Below are 17177 nucleotides of genomic sequence, written 5' to 3'. Positions count from 1 at the left end.
TAAAACCCACATTTATTTATGGCCGTTCACAGTTTAGGCTATTTATGGTGTATTTCCTTGGAGAAGTGGAGGCTTGCCTCTAGAAAACTACTTTCAAAAAGAATACTTTTATCTCATGGTGGTGGTGGGAGGGAAACCTATGAGTTAATTGAAAACTTGATCAAGGGACTGGTTCCCAGAGAATATTGGCGGGTGGGTGAGGGTACAGGGCTGGATCTGCTGGATGACTCTAGCATCATACCCGCATCTAACACGCCTATTGCAGTTACAGTTGACTCTTATACTGTCGACCCCATCTTCTTCCCGGGCGGCGATATTGGAGTATTGGCTGCAAGCGGTACGATCAACGACCTGTTAATGAGTGGTGCGAGGCCCACTGCTGCTCTCGACTCAATAGTAGTTGAGGAGGGGTTTGAGACCGATAAGCTGGCATTAATAATAAACAACATGGTTGAGACTTTCACCTCGAACAATGTTGCTCTGGTGGGAGGGGACTTCAAGGTTGTCCCAAAAGGCAACCTCGATAACTTGATTATAACCACCGTTGGGATAGGCTGGATTATTCACCCGGTCCGGGATGATAGGATTAAAGAAGGGGACAAGGTGATTGTTAGCGGACCAGTTGGGAATCACGGCGCCGCAATACTATCCGCCCGAGGAATGTATGGGTTAAAACTATCCATTGAGAGCGATGTGAGACCCCTAACAAAACTCATGATCCCATTGCTCGAAGATTATGGTTCATACATTAGTGGAGCCGGGGACCCAACCCGGGGTGGTGTAGCTATGCTCCTAAATGAATGGGCGAATAAAAATGAATTACTAATCTATATTGACGAGTCAAGGATCCCTGTCAGGGAAGAGGTAAAGGCTTACGCCGACCTGTTAGGAGTTGATCCGCTTGCCTTAGCAAGCGAAGGCGTCGCTGTCCTCGCAGTTGATGGGGATAGAGCAGGAGAGATTCTGCAGTTTATAAGGGATCTGGGCTGGAGCGAAGCTGAAATAGTGGGCGAGGTAAGAAAGCCCCGTGATCCAAGGTATAATGGGATGGTTGTTGCAAGGACTGAGGCGGGAGGATTCAGGATAGTCGAGCCGCCTAGCGGCGAGATAGTCCCAAGGATATGTTGAATCATCCATGGCATCTTAACGCTTTTTTAGGAGGTGTACAGCAATCGGCTCAACGTCTGTGAAGGCTTTAGTCCGTGCGATCCTGCTGAGATCTCCTATGGCGTCTTCTAGTCCATCATCATAACGCACTATAAACTCGTTCCTCCCGATCTTAAGCCTCTCGCCCCTAACCATATTGTAGACTATTGCGTCGGGTTCATGCCCCATGTCTCTGAGGAGTTTGAGGAACCTCAATAAGCTGTCAACCGCTAGCTTTGAGGGCGTTGATACTGCGACGATTCTTGGCTCCGGTATGTTTTTTAACAAGTCTAGTGTTACATCGCCAGCTCCCGGAGGAGTATCGATCACTACAGTATCGTACCCTGTATAGTCGGTTGCAGCAAGAAGCTCTCTCACAGCGTTAACTGCCTCTTCCCCCCTGAGGGGGAGGGGTTCTCCCTTAGAGTATGGTGAGATACTGAGGAAACCTACACCGTTAATACTTATGGGTTCTATCCCTTTCTTCTCGCCGGGCATTGTCTCCGCGGGGTTAACTCCTACTACAACATGCATGTTTGGGTCGGTTACGTCTAAGTCGACTAGAAGTACCCCTTTATTGTTTATTTTCAGAGCTACTCCTAGCATCACGGATATCGTGGTTTTACCTACTCCCCCCTTGGAGCCGAGGACGAGAATAACGTCTCTCCCCGATAACTCGCTACGTATCCTTGCAGGCCTTGGATCAGCAACTTTCACTCTCCGTCCACCTCGTAGACCAGTTTTACACCTCTCCCAGCTATTACGTCGAAGTCTGTTGAGCCGCACCTGGGGCATTTGATGTATGCGTGGATCGCTTCTGGCACGAAGTGAACTGCCTCTCTCACCTCGTCTGAGAGTTCAAGGTCTTTTAAGCGCCACTTATACCCGCATAGGTTGCACTTGAATATTGCCTCCTCCGTCTCAATACTATATTTTACATCTGGTGCTACTTCACCCATCATCATTTCTAGGTACTGGCTTAGGATGTGCTTGTCAATGTTCTGCAGTTCTCCAGTGATGATCTTGATCCTCCTTATCCTCCTGTTTTTTGATAATATGTTTTCCAGCTCTTTAACAATCGCCTCGGCTATAGCCCATTCATGCATCTGTTTGCACCCTAACCCTAATAGCCTAGTAGCCAGGTAGCTATTAGTATTAGCGTGTAGTATAAAATAATTTATCATAGCTTTAAACTATACGTGTATAGGAGCTGTCCTCCGGCAATACCACCATCGCCCGGCGGGATCTTCTCGTGATAGATAACGTTGACCCCGGCTTCTCTAGCAGCATCTTCCACACCCAACGCTATATACTCGTTTACAGATGCTCCTCCTGAAAATAGAATATTGTTATGCGTTTTTGATAGCGCCTCTTCTGCAAGCGTGTAACCTATCCAGTAAAGGACTGTAGCCGCACGCCTATAAGCTTCCAGCCTTTTACCTTCGAGTAGCGGCTCTGCAACATAGATGATTGACTCGAAGGGGTCGAGGTGCGATTCAATTAAAGGGGGATCTTGCCTCCTATATGGAACCACATTATTGGCTAGAAGGTGTGACTCTAGAGTAATGGCTGGCTCCCCCTCATATGTTCTATGGTATGATAATCCCAGTAGGGCTGATAGAGAATCTGCCAGTCTACCAGCACTACTAGTCAGTGGGCTTTTACCCGATATTCTTGCTATCATTGAGGCTTTCTCAACCCCTATAACGCGGGGAATTATTTCCAGCTTTTCAAGTAGCTCGGTTATTTCCTCCTCGCTCATACCGCGCTGAAGGATGCCTATAAGAGTCCTTACAGGTTCCTTCGTTGCAGCGTCTCCTCCTGGTAGCGTATAATAGTGGATGTGGGAGACTCTAGTGCATTCTCCACTTGAGACAGCGAATGCTTCTCCTCCCCATATGGCTCCATCGTCACCGTAGCCTGCCCCGTCAACAACTACTGCAGGGTATATATCGCTGGGGTCGAGGCCGTTATCTGCGATCGATGATAAGGCGTGTGCACAGTGATGTTGGAGCTCGACTGGTTCGACCCCGTATTCGTCTATGAAGTAGGGTGCTATCCTCCTGTTAGAATACGAGGGGTGCTTGTCTAATACAATGTATTCGGGCTTTAACCTGTACTGGTCAAGTAGCCATTTCAATTCACCACGCAACTCGTCCAATTGAACAGGATTGTCTAAATCACCAATATATTGGGTTAAAACAATCTTGTCGTGGAATGATACTCCACCAGCCGTCTGGAGCTCGGCTCCCAGGGCTATCGCTTCAGGGAGTCTCGCAGAGACTTCAATCCAGTAGGGGGCATACCCCCTAGACCTCCTCAACTGGACTAGGTGACCCCGGGTCCACCTAACCACGCTATCGTCTACTCTATGCACTATTTCACGCTCATGCTCGAGAATATAGTCTATTTCCCCGCCAACCTGGTCTAGGAGGCACTTCAAGTCTTTACACATTGGGAATCCATGCCTATTCCCACTAGTCATTATCAAGAATCCATCCTCAACCTGGTTTAATAATAAGGCTTGCAACCCCGTATATGGCAGCATTATGCCTAGCCAGTGGAGTTTTGGCGCAACTAGTTCCGAGGCCCGAGAAGCCCGTCTCCTCGGTAGGAGTAGTATGGGTCTCTGAGGCGATTTTAGAACGATACAGTCCTTCTCCTCCAACTCCACGAGCTGACCGGCGATTTCACAGTCCCTTACCATTAGGGCTAAGGGTTGAGTTGGCCTCTGCTTTATCCTCCTAATCCGCTCCACTACATTGTCGTCGCTAGCAATGCCAGCGATATGATAACCCCCTATACCCTTAACTGCAAGTATTTTCCCCTCTTCAAGGAGTCTCGCCGCCTCACTGATGGGATCACTGGTGTTGACGGGTTTGCCTCTACCGTCCAGGAGGATTGTTTTCGGACCGCATACTTGACAGCTTATTCCTTGGGCATGATACCTTCTCTCATTATATAGATCACGGTATTCCTCCTGGCAGTGGCTGCATAGCGGGAATTTATTCATGCTCGTGTTCTCGCGATCGTATGGTATCTTGTACATCATCGAGAATCTTGGACCACACCACGCGCAACTATTCCAGGGATAGCCGTACCTCCTATCCCGAGAATCTAGTATTTCTCTCAGGCATTCCTCGCATATCCCGAAGTCCGGAGGGATGGCGCTTCTCTCAGTAATTGTTCTCCTGCTAGGTAGTATCCTGAATTCTGTGTAGTTTTCTGGTTCTACATGCACAACTTTCATTTTCTTTATTATAGAGGGCGGTGGCTTCATGACTACCAGTTTTTCTAGGAACGAGTCGATCGAGCTGGAGGGTCCCTCGACGTGGACCTCTACTTCGCTACCCCCAAGATTTACAACGTAGCCTCTTAACCCGTGCGCGTGTGCTAACCGATGGATGTATGGTCTGAACCCTACACCTTGAACGAGACCTATGATTCTAATCTTCACCGCTTTCCTCTGCAATGTCTCCCTCCCTGAGGCCCTCAAGCATTTCTATGATTTCGCTCTCCTTCTCTTCGAGCTCTCTTATGAAATCGCGGATATCGTGTGCCCACTCCTCCATCTGCTCTATTGTCAGTTTAGATATGATTATTCCAGCATGGACTATAACATGGTCTCCTGGCTGGATCCCCTCAATAGTGTTTGCGTCTGTTTCGATAGTGACTCCATTACTGAATTCTACTACGGCTATACCGTTATCCTTTACCTCAACCACTCTACCCGGTACTCCAAGGCACAATCCTATACACCCCCTATCCTAGTCCGAGATCCTTTACGATCTCCTCGACAAGGCCGCCGCCACCGAATCTTGCCCAGACGGAGCATGCTCCTTCACTACTCACCATACACGGGCCATATGGTACTCCGGGTTTACATGTTTTCATGAATAATGGACAGTCTGTGGGTTTTGCGAGACCAAGTGTGACCTCTGCGCAGCGGCATCCTGGTGGGAGATCATATTTCCACTCTCTCTCCTCTAGTTCCCTTAGCCCATATTGGTGTATTGCGTTTATTGAATTATACTTCTCCCGGAATCGTAGACCGCTTTTGGGGACTATTCCTAGCCCTCTCCAGCTCGCGTCTACAACCTCACAGCACTCGTTTATGAGGCGTTTAGCCTTAGTGTTTCCCTCCCATGATACAGCTCTCTTATACTGGTTAACCAGTCTTGGCTTCCCATTCTTCAACATTAATAGAATATAGAATATGGCTGTCAAGATGTCTAGCGCCTCGAAGCCAGCTACAACTACTGGTATACCGTATTCTTTAGCGACGAACTCCCATGCTCCTGCCCCAACGATCGTTGAGACGTGTCCTGGGGCAATAACACCCCTTATCGGTGCATGTCTATGCTTGTCAAAAGTGTATTTCATGATAGGGGGTGTGAGGCGGTGGACATTTAGGATTGTTAGTCCCTCAGGGATTAGTTTATTCACTACTGCTGATGCTGTTGAAGGAGCGGTTGTTTCAAAGCCTACGGCTAGGAAAACGCTCTCACCACCATGATTACGATGGTGTTTTATCGCCTCAAGTAGGCTGTAGACTATTACCACATCTCCCCCTAGTGCTTTCGCATCGGCGAGGGTCCTAGGCCTCCCTGAGCCGGGCAGAGCTGACCCCGGTAGTAGATATGTATCTCCATAAGTGTATACTCTGACGCCATCCAATGCCAGCTTGATCACGGCGTCTACATAGTGGGCTGGTGTAATGCACACAGGACATCCCGGACCAGCGACTAGTGTAACATTTTCAGGCATAAGGCTCCTTATACCATTATAGACGATTGAGTGTTCGTGGGTGCCGCAGAAATCCATGATCTTTACTTCTTCGCCCTTAAGGGACCCTGCGATCTTCTTAATAAGTTCAACGATCATTGTGGTCTCTCTATGTATGCCTCTTATCAAACTCATTTCAATACACCTTTCATTTTCCATTTAATCCTCTTAGTAGCTTTTAAAAGGATTTATCATAAAATTTCAAATGAAAGTGGATTATTGTTTTATGAGGCGTAAGACATAACACTACCTCAACACAAGTATCCTGTATGAGGGGCTTATGGGGGTGTGGGTTGGCAAGGTCTGAGAACTTTAAAGGTGTTGCCGAGCTTTTTAAGGCTTTCAAGGAAATAACTAGCGTTATCGAGGAAATAGCTGGGGGCGTTGAAGAAGCTGTCTTCAAACCTCTTGTCGAGCCAGTAGAACATGCGGTAAACGAGGCTCTCCTCCGTGAATACCTCTATAACTTTAAGGTGCCTTCACAGGTGAAGCTAGAAGAGTTGGAGAGGATGATTAAGGAGTCGATGGGTGTTGAAGGTGACATCAGCGAATACCTCAGGAAACTCTTTAGAAGTACTAGTGGCGATAGTAGGGAGCCAGATTAGCTGGGCGGGCTTCTCCCTCATAGAAGTAGCCGAAGAATTCGATGAGAAGCGTATTGGGAAATGCATAATCAGGGATTCCGATGTTGATGTTATAACGCTGCTTGATTGGGCCAAGGAATATAGTGTATCCAGGATATACCTGGTGTTTCCAGCGGACACAGGTGAGGCAAGAGATCCTGGAGTCTATTTTGAAGGGTCTTATGAGCAACATGGAATTTTACGCCAAGCGGAACCACATGAGATAGTAAAGGATATTTGGATGAATCTAACGGGGAGCCTTAACAAGGATGACGTGGTATCAGCTTTAAAGATCCTAGCTCATATCCCATTCAGTGTTTACGAATGCCATCCAGATGCTTCAGGGTGTAGGGGTCCATTAAATGCATGGTTGAAGGAGGCTTGCAATGCTTAGAATAATAGGATTAGGTAACAGGATCTACGGGGACGATGGTATAGGTCCATGCCTAGCTGCAGCCCTCAAATCCTGCTCTCATCAAATTCATAAAAACATAGAGATTATTCCATTAGACCTTCCAAGCCACGGCGACATAACATACCTGATGGGGGCTGATACCATTATACTTATTGATTCAATCCTGGACGATGAGACCAAGCTATACAGGATAGACATAAACAAAGCTACTCCTAGCGAGCTACTTGAACTCGCCCAGTCGGGATCAGGGCACGGGTTATCTCCAACTACTCTAGTAGCATTGGCTAAGGCTTCAGGAATACTGGAGGATCAAGCAGTGTATCTACTGGTAATTGGTCCACTAACGCCCTCCTTCGGCAAAGGCCTCAGCGATAACGCTATTGTGAAAGCCATTCAGGCTTTGGATAGCCTTGTGAGGGTGGCATCCCACCATGGATACAAATTAAATGTTGATGAGGGGTGCGTTTACTCATTTCTGAAGGATGTTTGCTCTGACCCGCTTTCACCGCTGGACAGCGATTCTAGGAATCGATTATAGAATTCTTCAAGCGAACCGTTCTCCCAGTTTTCACGGAGTAATCTCTTAGCAACCCCACATACTTCCGTGAGGCTTTCCATAACTGCTTCAAACGCTGTAGTTGGATCGGAGCCACCACTCCTTTCAGCAACATACTCACTGCTGAGCACCATCGCCATGAATAATGGTGTGAATCCGAGCGTTAATCTGCGCTCGGAGAGGTTTATGATCAGGGGTAAAAGGTAATTTATGGAGTCTTCCAGTATCTTTTTCCCCCTTTCATTGTTTAGGAGGTAATCTATTTTTGCTTCGAGCCCACTTGACATAAATATCTGCACCATCGATTTCTTGACTAATTCATGGTTTTTATGCTTTAGCTGCATAACTGTTTCGAGACTCTTTATGTTTGAATGTTTGTTTGGTTATATTTAAATATTGACTAAGTAGTTATATAACACATATATATCTATGTGATTCATTTCACTAAAAAAGGGCAGTCCACCATTTGAGGGGTGCTAGTTGTGACGCTAAAATTAACCAGGAGAGATTTTCTAAAACTAGCGGGTCTAGGCAGTATTGCAGCTACTCTAAACTGGGACAGAATAATAAAGAAAGCGGTGGCAGCGGCTCAAAATGGAGAGATTAACGTAATATGGTTTGAAGCACAGGATTGTGCAGGGAACACGACGGCATTGATCCAAGCAACTGAACCTGATCTGGTCGAGGTCCTAGCTGGTGCAAGCCACGTAGTAGGTCCTGGAAACGTGAAACTATTATTCCATGAAACCGTTATGTTGCCATGGGGAGAGTCGGCTCTTGATATACTAAGGAAGGCTGCAGCGGGAGAGTATGATCCTTATGTATTAGTTCTTGAGGGAAGTTTCCCGGTTGACGAGAAGGCCGGTGGACCGCCTGGAAGCGACTTATTCTGCTATATAGGCGACGAGAATGGAAAGCCTGTTTCGTGCCTAGAGTGGATGAGGAGGCTTTTGAAAAGGGCGGTGGCCGTAGTAAGCGTGGGCAACTGTGCCAGCTATGGTGGAGTTGTGGCAAACAGGGTTATGGCGGAGGAGTTCTTTGACAAGCTGGGCTATTCCGAATACAAGAAGTGGGTTGGTGGCGGATGGAGCAGGAGTCCGACTGGGGGAGTAGGATTCTTCCCAGATAAGCGTAGGGGCCACAAGGGGTTAATCGACCTCCTACCAGAAGCTGAGCCTTTCAGGAAGTTTGCTTATGGCCAGTGTACTCCCAAGGTTGCCGGCCAACCCGACTGCAGGCCGGCTCTCGCAGTGCCTGGTTGTCCTGCCAACGGCAACGGACAGTTAAGAGTTATAGCCAACATGATACTCTGGGCGAAGGGGTTGCTACCACTGCCGGAGCTAGACGAGTATTGGAGGCCTAAGTTCATATTTGGACCCACTGTCCACGAGCAATGCCCGAGGGCGGCATGGTATGCTGCCGGAGACTTTAGGAAGACGCCTGGGGAACCATCGGCTCGCTGTCTATACGCGGTTGGATGCAAGGGTCCAGTGAGCCACTGCCCGTGGAATAAGGTTGGATGGGTTAACGGTGTAGGAGGCCCGACGAGAACCGGTGGAGTATGCCTCGGATGTACTGAGCCAGGATTCACGGATGCTTTCGAGCCCTTCTACGAGAAGCTTCCGTATGTTGGATCAAGCCGGCAGCAGTTGGAGAAGTATGTGGAAGCTGGGGCAGCCGCGACCGCGGCTGCAGGAGTACTAGCGGGAGTATGGGCTGCGGCACGAAGTAGGAGTAAGAGTAAGAAGGGGGAGGGGGAGGAATCTTGAAGTCTACAACGCTTACACGACTATGGTTTGCCAGCAACTTTATCCTCCTAGTCATTGTGATGGGGATTAGCTGGGGCCTAGTCTACTATCTCTCAATAGTACCCTTCCAGGAGGGAGGGGGATTTGCTAGGCTAGCTGAACTACTATCATCTCCTCAACTCGGCAAGACGCTTTGGTGGCGTGACTTCCTAGCACTGGCTTTCGACGTCCTGATAATTGCCGTTGCGATAATAGGTACGACTTGGGTCGCCGGGCATTTCGCGGTTGAAGCTAGAGATTTTAGAAAGTGGAAAAAATATTATAAAGAGCAAGGTCAATTCGATATATGGGTAGAGCGCATAGGATTATGGGAGAGGGTCCAACACATATGGATGATGATCACATTCATCATATGTGCATACACAGGGTTTGTGATGCACTTCGCTAACAATCCCTATTGGAGGTTCCTCTACATAAGCAGGGAGTCTTATGTTACAATACACGTTGTTAGCGGGCTCGCTATGGGCGTACTAGTTATCCTGCACGCAACCTACTATGGGGTGAAAGTGATTGCTGATAAGCTAAGGGGTGAGAGCCTGCTCAGCAAATACGAGTTATTCCAGTTCTACACTTTAACGTTCATCAAGACATTTCTAAGGACGCTAGCGTGGAGTATAACTGAGAGGGTCCAGCCGCCGAAGACGGGCAAGTACGATGAAGAACAAACCTTCGAATACTGGGGTGTGTACTGGGGGATCGCGGTGCTAGGAGTCCCTGGGCTTGTTATGTTACTCTATGGTCCTAGTGCTTTTGATGGAGTTATGTGGGTAATGCATGTTAAGGAGGCAGTACTAGCCTTCTTCTTCATCCTACTAGTACATATCGGTTATACACATCTCCGTCCAACGGTATTCCCATATGATCCAACATTTATACATGGTAAGATGCCGTTGAAAAGGATCAAGGAGGAGCACCCATTATGGTATGAGAAGCTTGTGAGGGAGGGAGTTATAAGGGAGGTTGTTGAAGAGGGGGGTACACCCTCTCCCACTCCTATTTCTTCTCAATCTTCTCGCGAGTCGGGGGGTGGTGTAAGTGGCTAAGCGCGAGATGGTTATTGATCCAATCACGCGTATTGAGGGTCACCTGGGCTTGAGACTAGTAGTTGATACGGAGAGTAGAAAGCCTATACCAGACAGTGTACGTAGCTTCGCCACTATGTTTAGAGGTTTTGAAGTTTTCAGTATAGGTCGCCCACCTGAGGACCTGCCACACATTACCAGCAGGATTTGCGGTGTTTGCGGTGCGAGCCACGCCAACGCTGATGTAATCGCTGCAGACATGGTGTATGGTGTCTCACCATACCCGATGGGCGTCGTGCTAAGAAACATGGCGTTCGCAATGACAGATCACATCTATGATCACAGCATTATACTGAATATGCTTGAGGGACCCGACTACAGCCAGGCGGTCGTGTCAAAGCTCACGCCCAGCGTTTGGGACGAGGCAAAGAATACTCTAGCGGAGAATAGGGATGTACATGGATTCACCAAAATCTCAGACATAATGGAGGCATTGAACCCAATAACGGGGAAGATGTGGCAGTATGCCATGAAGTTCCAGAGGTATGCTAGAGAAGCGGGAGTACTGATATATGGAAGACACAGTCATCCAAGCACCCTCATACCGGGAGGCATATCGACTGATCTAACAAATGCCCAGTATATTGCAATAGGATACACTTACAGGTTGACGAAGCTTACGGCCTGGGCTAAATACAACTACCTTGTATGGCACGACCTACTATCCTTCTTTGAGAACATAGGGTACGCTGACAATGGGCTCACGTATGATCCCCCAATCGCATTGAGCAGCGGGATATTTGAGGACCCGGACTCGTATAGTGGTTTAGGCGACTTTGTTGAGCCAGAGGAGTTCTACAATAATGTGGATAGTGCCGTAAGTAAACGGCTGCTTAAGCCGGGACTAGTTTTGAATGGAGAACTAGTGACTACAAAGTATACTGAGATACAGGCAAGCATAATGGAGCATGTAGCCAAGTCATTCTATATGGATTGGGCTGACAAGGTTAAGAACCTGGAGTTCTACACCGAGGAGGACCCTGCTGGAAACAAGCTGTTATGGGGCATACACGACCCAGCCTATCACCCATGGAACAAGATAACACTGCCAAACCCCACGGAGAGAGACTGGGCTTCTAAATACACTTGGGCTACCCATGTAAGATTGGTATGGAAGGATGGGACAATTACACCCTTCGAGGTAGGGCCATATGCAAGGCTATTAGTAACGTCAATGCAGCCGAGCGAGTTCGGATCAGGTAATAGGACTCTAAAGGTGACCCTTCCAAGAGCCTGTGCAGACGAGCTTCCACCTAGTGTGTGCGATGAAATGACGTTTGAATGGAAGGTGCCAATGAAGAGCACTACCATATATAGGCTCTGGGCCAGAGCCTTCAACCTCCTACTCAACGTCTATGCAGCGTGGGTTAACGTTGTTAGAGCCCTAGACCTAATTAAGTCTGGCAACACGGAAACTAGCAGGCCGTGGAAGGCTCCAGATAGGATTACTCGAGGCGTAGGGTTCACTGAGGCTCCGAGAGGCACAGTGAGGCACTGGATGGTTCAGAAGGGTGGGAAAGTCTTAAACATACAGATACACGCGCCCACCACTGGTAACGTGAGTCCATACGACGATTATGGGAGAAGCCCCTTCGAGCAGAGCGTGATAAACAGCTACATTACAGAGGAAGTAGCTCCCGAGCAATGGACGGGCCTCGACCTTGTGAGAGCGATTAGGAGTTTCGATCCATGCATTGCCTGTGCTGCTCATTTTGAAATACGAAACAATGGGAGAGTGTTAAAGACTATAAGGAAGATCATGATACCTCATACCTACACTCCTTAATAGATTGCAAGCCTCAACTATTTTTTCCTTCTCAACGTCAAACCACTTAGATATCCACTCCCCACTACAATCGAGGCTCCCTACGAGTGTATTGTACCAGCCTAAGTATATCTGCTCCTCCTTCAACCTTACGGCTAAGCAGGGCTCTATAGGCTGCTTCACCACTTGGATATCGCCTATCTCTTTCACCAGGTTAAACTGGTTGTTCTCGACCCAGTAGATTCTCTTGGACCAAACGTCGGCCTCATAATTACTAAACATATCAATATTCAGGGCTATAGCAATGGGGACCCTCCACGGGTACACTTGCTTTATCTCCCCTTCGTCATCTATTTCGACGAGTATTACCTCTCCTATACCGTAATCTATGCTTACTGCAATGTACCTGTGCCGGGATCTATCTATGTCCTTCAGTATTCGTATAATGTAGGGGGCTCTTCCAAGGGGTGTCTCAACCATAATTATGTTTCTCTTAGCTTCTGCTACAAATATTGGTACGCCGGACCTCGCAGCACGCTTGAATACACTATATACATGAGTTGTAACGTGCATCGCTACAACCACTAACTACGTTGTTTAACTGTTAATGGAGTTAAAGCTACTCTACGAGCCCAATATATACTCCTTATACTATTGGGAGAGGCTTGATAGGAGTAGGGCAAAGGTGCATTGCAGTAAGGATGGCTGGTGTTCTCTTCAATACACTTACTCATCTCTGGCAACCAATGGGCTAGGCGCTCTACAAGTAGATTGTTTGATTGTTTGTTAGAGGGTTTAACGAGACTGGATCAACATTGTCTAGAACCAGTGGTGTGTGCGCTAGCTCTAATTCAACCGGCAGACTGTCGGGTAGAGTGTAAAATCCCTGTTTAAATCCATGTTTAACTTCAATAATATGTTGTTGAGGTCCCTTAAAACACTTGTTCCGGCGAGTAGACGGCTACCGCCGACATAGACTGATTTATACATTGGGCATGTTGTGGTCGGCGGGCTAAGATTTATAGCTTGCACACCTTAACAGTGGTGGAGAACAGGGGATGGACCCGTAGCTCAGCCAGGATAGAGCGCCGGCCTCCTAAGCCGGTGGTCGGGGGTTCAAATCCCCCCGGGTCCGCCACAGGATAGGGCCGGGCTCCATCCCAACTATCCCCTTCAAAATCCTCGATAGCGTTGTTGGACCCCGGTTATAGTGGGCCGGAATAAATGCCTGGATAAAATCCTTCCCCCAGCTTGATTCTTCTAGCCGCATACTCCATAAGTATAATAACGTGGCTGTTAGCATCGCTTGAATAATGGGGCTGGCAGGTGTTCTTCAACCGCAGGGGGAGGGATGAGAAGAGGCTCGAGGTCCCTATCGACAACGACCTTGAAAGGATGCTAGAATACTATACGCGGTCCCGTAAAAACCTCAGCGTGGAGGAGGCTGTAAGGGAGCTGCTTAGGAAGGGTTACAACTACTGGCTTCTGGAAAAGAAGTATGGGGACAGAGTTGATTCCCCCCTCCTCTGGGATAGGGGCCTGCAATGCATGAGGGTGGAGTCGGCGTTCCTCTACTATAGGATGAGGGTGCGAGAAGTTATAGAGGAGCTGAAGAACGCTATCCTCATATTATCTGGTGTACTAGCCGACCTCGAATCCTGCTACAAAACCTGCAAGCCCGAGGCCGTTGACTTGAACCGTATCAACGAGTATAGGAGGGAGCTATCACGGTATATGAGGGAGTATATCAGGCCGTTGAAGGAGGAGGCTGAAAGCGATATGGGCCTAGACGTCGATAGGGTCGTCAGGGATGTCGAGAGGCTCCTGGCAGAGTATAAGAGCAGGGCCAAGGGCTAGCGGCGGCATATAGTTGGTGAGGTGTTGTAGCCCTTCAAGTACTCCAAGATCCTATACCATGCGGTCGCCTCCTCGCTTGAAGGCTCTTCCCTCGACCTGTAGTCGGCTTTGTCGATAAAGGATCTCGCCAGCCCCCGGAGATCCTCCAGCTTACCCCTCTGCACTCTAGCAAGCTCCTCTAGCAGCCCGGGGTCCCTCTTAGAGAGCATTGCGGCTACATCACTGTAGTGATTCCTGCATAGGAGTGAGGGTCCCCTCCTATATTCTTCCAGGAGATCCTCGTCGAGACAGCTGGCGAGGGCATTCACAAGGGACTCCTCCGCCTCCAAGGCGCTCCTGCATATGAGGCAAGAACTGCCCTTAGAGGAGCGCTGCTTGCCCTGCTCCAGGTCCTCGATCTCCTTCTCGAGGAGGTCCAGGTGGAGTATGGTCAGCCCTAAAGGCTCCACTATAGTGTCTAGCCTCCTCCAATAATACTCGACAGTCATCCACGAGTGGTATGGGCAGAAGCCTCCGGACTCTAATAGCTTCCTCCTGGTTTCGGGGTCGCTCAGCCCCTCGTAGAATAGGATGGTTATCGCCTTCTCCTCAGTCTTCCTCACTAGCCGGCATATGGGGCAACCTTGGTGCTTGAAGGCTTCTCTTAGACTTGATAATGCTATGCCAGAGCAGGCCTTCATCCCAATAATTGGCCTCGTCTCCATCGCCCTAGTTGCTTGATAGTTGTCTTCATGGAGAAAATAAGGTTTCAGGGGGACCTCTGGTAGGCTAGGCTTTTAGGGCGGCCTCAATCTTCTCTGTTATGCTCCTAGTCTTCCACTCTACGTATTTTATGAAGAGCTTTACCCCGAGCCTTACCAGGAAGGAGCGTGGGTCCTTCAGGTAGTACTTGTTTAGTATATCCTCCGCCCAGTATAGGCTGTGGGCTAGGATTTTCCTTAGAACCTCTTCATGCTCTGGTGTGAGGAGGTTCCTCCGGAACCAGTCCCTATTCTTCAATGCACCCATTGGGACGAAGAACATTGAGATAATGAGGCTCCTATAGGGCCTGAGCCTGTCCAGCATCTCCGCGGTTATCGCTACGTCTTCCGGCTTCTCCTCCGGAAGTCCCAGTATTAGGGTGGCTGCAGGTATTATGTGGTTCTCGTGCATTATCCTGAACGCGTCCTCCACTACCTCTGGCCACTTCTCGGGAGGGTAGGGGGCTGATTTGGCCGGCATTATTATCTTAGCCAGTCTGACGCTGAGGGTCTCGACGCCCACCTCGACTCCTAGGAAGTCCTGCTTTGTGAGTATGACGTCGTTCATCAACCTTGATATGAGCCTGTGCTTCTCCTCAGCATACTTAACCGCGGCCAGGCTAGCATGGCTCCACGCTATGCCTCCTGGGACGAGCTTTCGGACCATCTCGTGAAGTTTTAGCAGGGGCTCCGGTCTAGGCTTCACCCCGTCGGCACCGTATAGGAGGACGTCCTCGCTGTGGAGTATTGCACTCCGGATGCCGGCTTCGAGGTTTACTCTTATCTCCCTCTCAATCTTTTCGAGGGGCATGTATCTGAGGGGCCTTAGTGTTACGCTGCAGAACCTGCAGCCCCTGGGGCAGCCCCTCATTATCTCCACGAGGCCATTAACGCTTGGAGCCTTGATGACGGGGATCTCGTCTATACTGGGGATGTCCCGGGGCCCAACGTATATGTAGTCGGGGAGGGGCTCTCCATTCAAAGCCTTCTCAACTAGATCTACTATGACCTTCTCAGCCTCACCCTCTATAACAGTGTCTACTCTCCACTCCCTCCACTTCTCCAGCTCCCAGAGCCACTGCCAAGCCGCGGGTCCCCCAGCTATGATCCTTACCCCCTTCTCCTTAGCCCTCCTCACAACTGGGCTCTCCATGAACCTCCTGAAGGAGACCCTATTGACCGGCTCCTTACCTGTCAGCATCCACCACTCGCTGCTGGGGGGACCGTAGGCGAAGTAGTCGTGGTGGCCTATCATCAATACCTTCATTGTGTCGAGGTGCTTGTGGAGGTGGTCTCGGATCTATTACTGCAGCGTTGAATCCAGCGTCTTGCAGCTTGGCCTCTATCTTCCTCAAACCATACGGTGCCTCCCTCGGCCTCCCGAGATCGTCAGTCTTCATCTTTGGTGCGGCGAGCCACATCCAGAACTTCTCCGGCACTCCAATGGCTGGCCCAGTGGTCATGAAGCCGATGAACTCGTTCCCGTGGTGGTTTGTCATCATTGTTCTATCCGTTGTTATTACTATCTCATACCCTCTCACGATATCATCACCCCCGTCCTCGTAACGGGCTCGATTCCAAGGCGCTTTAGCACTGCCTCGTACTCCTCCAGCCCCTCCTCAACAATGTAGTCTGCCTCCCCACCATACTCTCTAACGAGGTTCTCTAGGTCCCTAGGGGATCCTCCATGATATCTAACCGTCAGTGTGTAGGCGATATTGTTTCGGATTAGATCCCTAATCCCCTCCATATACCTCATCCTGCCTAGCGGCGAGACTACGTGCACTACTACGCGCTTACCTCCTTTAGCGGCCCTCTTGTGGATCCGGGAGAGAGCCTTAGAGGCGAGCCTCGCCCCGCCACGACTATACACGAGCACCAGGTGGACAGCATCATCCTCAACCCAGACCATCGCTACTCACCCCCGGTCTTCTCGAGGAGTTCTGATAAGGCACGCTCTAGCCTTCCTAGAGCGTCGACCCTCCCGCCAATATCCCTCACAGCGTGTTCCAGAGACCTCCTCAGCTCAGCCAGGTGGCTCTTGACAAGCGACGCGACGGCCTCACTCCTAGCCCTGAATATCACCCTCCTCCCACGCATCCGGATCCTCTCGACGAGCCTCTTCTCCTCAAGGAGCCTTATGGTAGTGGATACGTGGCTCTTCGCGTACCCTGTGAGCGTGCTTATCTCGTCGAGGTCTAGGGCTCTTTCCTCGATGAGGAGCACTGCGACTATTGTTGCAGCGGCCGGGGGTAGTCCTATGAGGGTTAGCAGCCTTACTATCCCCTGCCCGCTGGGGAACATGACTCCCTCCCCCCAGATTTTCATATGCCATGTACTGTATGTTCGGTACGATCCGAATCATATAGGATTATAGTGTTGGGCGATGATAAATCTTTC

The 17177-nt window shown here is 49.3% G+C and carries 18 protein-coding genes, 1 tRNA gene and 1 pseudogene; 9 read left to right on the top strand and 11 right to left on the bottom strand.

Annotated features, from left to right (window positions below):
• The first annotated feature begins 57 nt into the window (after positions 1-57).
• Entirely contained in the window at positions 58-1128 is a 1071-nt protein-coding gene (hypE, locus tag ACZ47H_RS04885; protein ID WP_464932576.1) for a hydrogenase expression/formation protein HypE, read from the top strand.
• Positions 1129-1143: 15 nt separating this feature from the next.
• Here the strand turns inward: hypE and ACZ47H_RS04880 are convergent, their stop codons facing one another.
• The 5 genes from ACZ47H_RS04880 to hypD all read right to left on the bottom strand — a co-directional run bounded on the left by ACZ47H_RS04880 (position 1144) and on the right by hypD (position 6066).
• Entirely contained in the window at positions 1144-1863 is a 720-nt protein-coding gene (locus tag ACZ47H_RS04880) for a P-loop NTPase (RefSeq protein ID WP_464932575.1), read from the bottom strand.
• On the bottom strand, positions 1860-2252 hold the full coding sequence (gene hypA, locus ACZ47H_RS04875; protein WP_464932574.1) for a hydrogenase nickel incorporation protein HypA: 393 nt from the start codon (positions 2250-2252) through the stop codon (positions 1860-1862). Before hypA ends, ACZ47H_RS04880 begins: the two co-directional genes overlap by 4 nt.
• 74 nt (positions 2253-2326) lie before the next feature.
• Positions 2327-4618: a carbamoyltransferase HypF gene (hypF, locus tag ACZ47H_RS04870; RefSeq protein WP_464932573.1), complete on the bottom strand. Its 2292-nt coding sequence runs from the start codon at positions 4616-4618 to the stop codon at positions 2327-2329.
• Positions 4593-4895 carry a HypC/HybG/HupF family hydrogenase formation chaperone gene (locus ACZ47H_RS04865; protein ID WP_464932572.1) on the bottom strand — a complete coding sequence of 101 codons (303 nt, stop codon included), beginning with the start codon at positions 4893-4895 and terminating at the stop codon, positions 4593-4595. The genes hypF and ACZ47H_RS04865 overlap by 26 nt, the downstream gene beginning before the upstream one ends.
• A 13-nt stretch (positions 4896-4908) precedes the next feature.
• Entirely contained in the window at positions 4909-6066 is a 1158-nt protein-coding gene (gene hypD, locus ACZ47H_RS04860) for a hydrogenase formation protein HypD (RefSeq protein WP_464932571.1), read from the bottom strand.
• A gap of 158 nt (positions 6067-6224) precedes the next feature.
• Between hypD and ACZ47H_RS04855 the strand changes: the two genes are divergently transcribed.
• From ACZ47H_RS04855 to ACZ47H_RS04845, 3 genes are read left to right on the top strand one after another with little or no spacing between them, the layout of a single operon-like run.
• Entirely contained in the window at positions 6225-6536 is a 312-nt protein-coding gene (locus ACZ47H_RS04855; RefSeq protein WP_464932570.1) for a hypothetical protein, read from the top strand.
• Positions 6469-6948: a hypothetical protein gene (locus ACZ47H_RS04850; RefSeq protein WP_464932569.1), complete on the top strand. Its 480-nt coding sequence runs from the start codon at positions 6469-6471 to the stop codon at positions 6946-6948. The genes ACZ47H_RS04855 and ACZ47H_RS04850 overlap by 68 nt, the downstream gene beginning before the upstream one ends.
• The gene (locus ACZ47H_RS04845; protein ID WP_464932568.1) at positions 6941-7507 is read left to right on the top strand and encodes a hydrogenase maturation protease; all 567 of its coding nucleotides are present in this window, start codon (positions 6941-6943) and stop codon (positions 7505-7507) included. Before ACZ47H_RS04850 ends, ACZ47H_RS04845 begins: the two co-directional genes overlap by 8 nt.
• Here the strand turns inward: ACZ47H_RS04845 and ACZ47H_RS04840 are convergent.
• On the bottom strand, positions 7435-7812 hold the full coding sequence (locus ACZ47H_RS04840; RefSeq protein ID WP_464932567.1) for a hypothetical protein: 378 nt from the start codon (positions 7810-7812) through the stop codon (positions 7435-7437). The two genes, ACZ47H_RS04845 and ACZ47H_RS04840, sit on opposite strands and share 73 nt — an antisense overlap.
• A gap of 195 nt (positions 7813-8007) precedes the next feature.
• On the opposite strand from ACZ47H_RS04840, the gene ACZ47H_RS04835 reads away from it, so the two are divergent.
• The 3 genes from ACZ47H_RS04835 to ACZ47H_RS04825 are packed head-to-tail and all read left to right on the top strand — an operon-like array spanning position 8008 to position 12201.
• Positions 8008-9294: an NADH-quinone oxidoreductase subunit B family protein gene (locus ACZ47H_RS04835; protein WP_464932566.1), complete on the top strand. Its 1287-nt coding sequence runs from the start codon at positions 8008-8010 to the stop codon at positions 9292-9294.
• A complete protein-coding gene (locus ACZ47H_RS04830; RefSeq protein ID WP_464932565.1) occupies positions 9291-10376 on the top strand; it encodes a cytochrome b/b6 domain-containing protein in 1086 nt (361 codons plus the stop codon). Before ACZ47H_RS04835 ends, ACZ47H_RS04830 begins: the two co-directional genes overlap by 4 nt.
• Complete coding sequence (locus ACZ47H_RS04825; RefSeq protein WP_464932564.1) at positions 10369-12201, top strand: nickel-dependent hydrogenase large subunit; 1833 nt, start codon at positions 10369-10371, stop codon at positions 12199-12201. Before ACZ47H_RS04830 ends, ACZ47H_RS04825 begins: the two co-directional genes overlap by 8 nt.
• On the opposite strand, the gene ACZ47H_RS04820 is transcribed toward ACZ47H_RS04825, so the two are convergent.
• Positions 12154-12753 carry a hypothetical protein gene (locus ACZ47H_RS04820; RefSeq protein WP_464932563.1) on the bottom strand — a complete coding sequence of 200 codons (600 nt, stop codon included), beginning with the start codon at positions 12751-12753 and terminating at the stop codon, positions 12154-12156. The two genes, ACZ47H_RS04825 and ACZ47H_RS04820, sit on opposite strands and share 48 nt — an antisense overlap.
• 487 nt (positions 12754-13240) lie before the next feature.
• On the opposite strand from ACZ47H_RS04820, the gene ACZ47H_RS04815 reads away from it, so the two are divergent.
• Together ACZ47H_RS04815 and ACZ47H_RS04810 are read left to right on the top strand one after the other, a co-directional pair.
• Positions 13241-13318: transfer RNA gene (locus ACZ47H_RS04815), tRNA-Arg, on the top strand.
• 188 nt (positions 13319-13506) lie between these two features.
• On the top strand, positions 13507-14037 hold the full coding sequence (locus ACZ47H_RS04810; RefSeq protein WP_464932562.1) for a hypothetical protein: 531 nt from the start codon (positions 13507-13509) through the stop codon (positions 14035-14037).
• Here the strand turns inward: ACZ47H_RS04810 and ACZ47H_RS04805 are convergent.
• The 4 genes and pseudogenes from ACZ47H_RS04805 to ACZ47H_RS04790 form a co-directional block, all read right to left on the bottom strand.
• On the bottom strand, positions 14034-14741 hold the full coding sequence (locus tag ACZ47H_RS04805; RefSeq protein ID WP_464932561.1) for a DUF6062 family protein: 708 nt from the start codon (positions 14739-14741) through the stop codon (positions 14034-14036). The two genes, ACZ47H_RS04810 and ACZ47H_RS04805, sit on opposite strands and share 4 nt — an antisense overlap.
• A 64-nt stretch (positions 14742-14805) precedes the next feature.
• Positions 14806-16279: pseudogene (locus ACZ47H_RS04800) on the bottom strand (B12-binding domain-containing radical SAM protein).
• 35 nt (positions 16280-16314) lie between these two features.
• The gene (locus ACZ47H_RS04795; RefSeq protein ID WP_464932560.1) at positions 16315-16689 is read right to left on the bottom strand and encodes a hypothetical protein; all 375 of its coding nucleotides are present in this window, start codon (positions 16687-16689) and stop codon (positions 16315-16317) included.
• Positions 16690-16691: 2 nt separating this feature from the next.
• On the bottom strand, positions 16692-17081 hold the full coding sequence (locus ACZ47H_RS04790; protein ID WP_464932559.1) for a MarR family transcriptional regulator: 390 nt from the start codon (positions 17079-17081) through the stop codon (positions 16692-16694).
• Between the last annotated feature and the right edge of the window lie 96 nt (positions 17082-17177).

The organism is Thermodiscus maritimus (genome assembly GCF_055382595.1).
Note: the sequence above shows the minus strand (reverse complement) of the source record. Positions and strands in the feature narration are given on the sequence as shown.

Bases quoted from the DNA above. Each gene is read 5' to 3' on its own strand.
- hypA (WP_464932574.1), bottom strand. From the start codon at position 2,252: ATGCATGAATGGGCTATAGCCGAGGCGATTGTTAAAGAGCTGGAAAAC.
- hypD (WP_464932571.1), bottom strand. From the start codon at position 6,066: ATGAGTTTGATAAGAGGCATACATAGAGAGACCACAATGATCGTTGAA.
- ACZ47H_RS04845 (WP_464932568.1), top strand. From the start codon at position 6,941: ATGCTTAGAATAATAGGATTAGGTAACAGGATCTACGGGGACGATGGT.
- ACZ47H_RS04840 (WP_464932567.1), bottom strand. From the start codon at position 7,812: ATGTCAAGTGGGCTCGAAGCAAAAATAGATTACCTCCTAAACAATGAA.
- ACZ47H_RS04820 (WP_464932563.1), bottom strand. From the start codon at position 12,753: ATGCACGTTACAACTCATGTATATAGTGTATTCAAGCGTGCTGCGAGG.
- ACZ47H_RS04805 (WP_464932561.1), bottom strand. From the start codon at position 14,741: ATGGAGACGAGGCCAATTATTGGGATGAAGGCCTGCTCTGGCATAGCA.
- ACZ47H_RS04795 (WP_464932560.1), bottom strand. From the start codon at position 16,689: ATGGTCTGGGTTGAGGATGATGCTGTCCACCTGGTGCTCGTGTATAGT.
- ACZ47H_RS04790 (WP_464932559.1), bottom strand. From the start codon at position 17,081: ATGTTCCCCAGCGGGCAGGGGATAGTAAGGCTGCTAACCCTCATAGGA.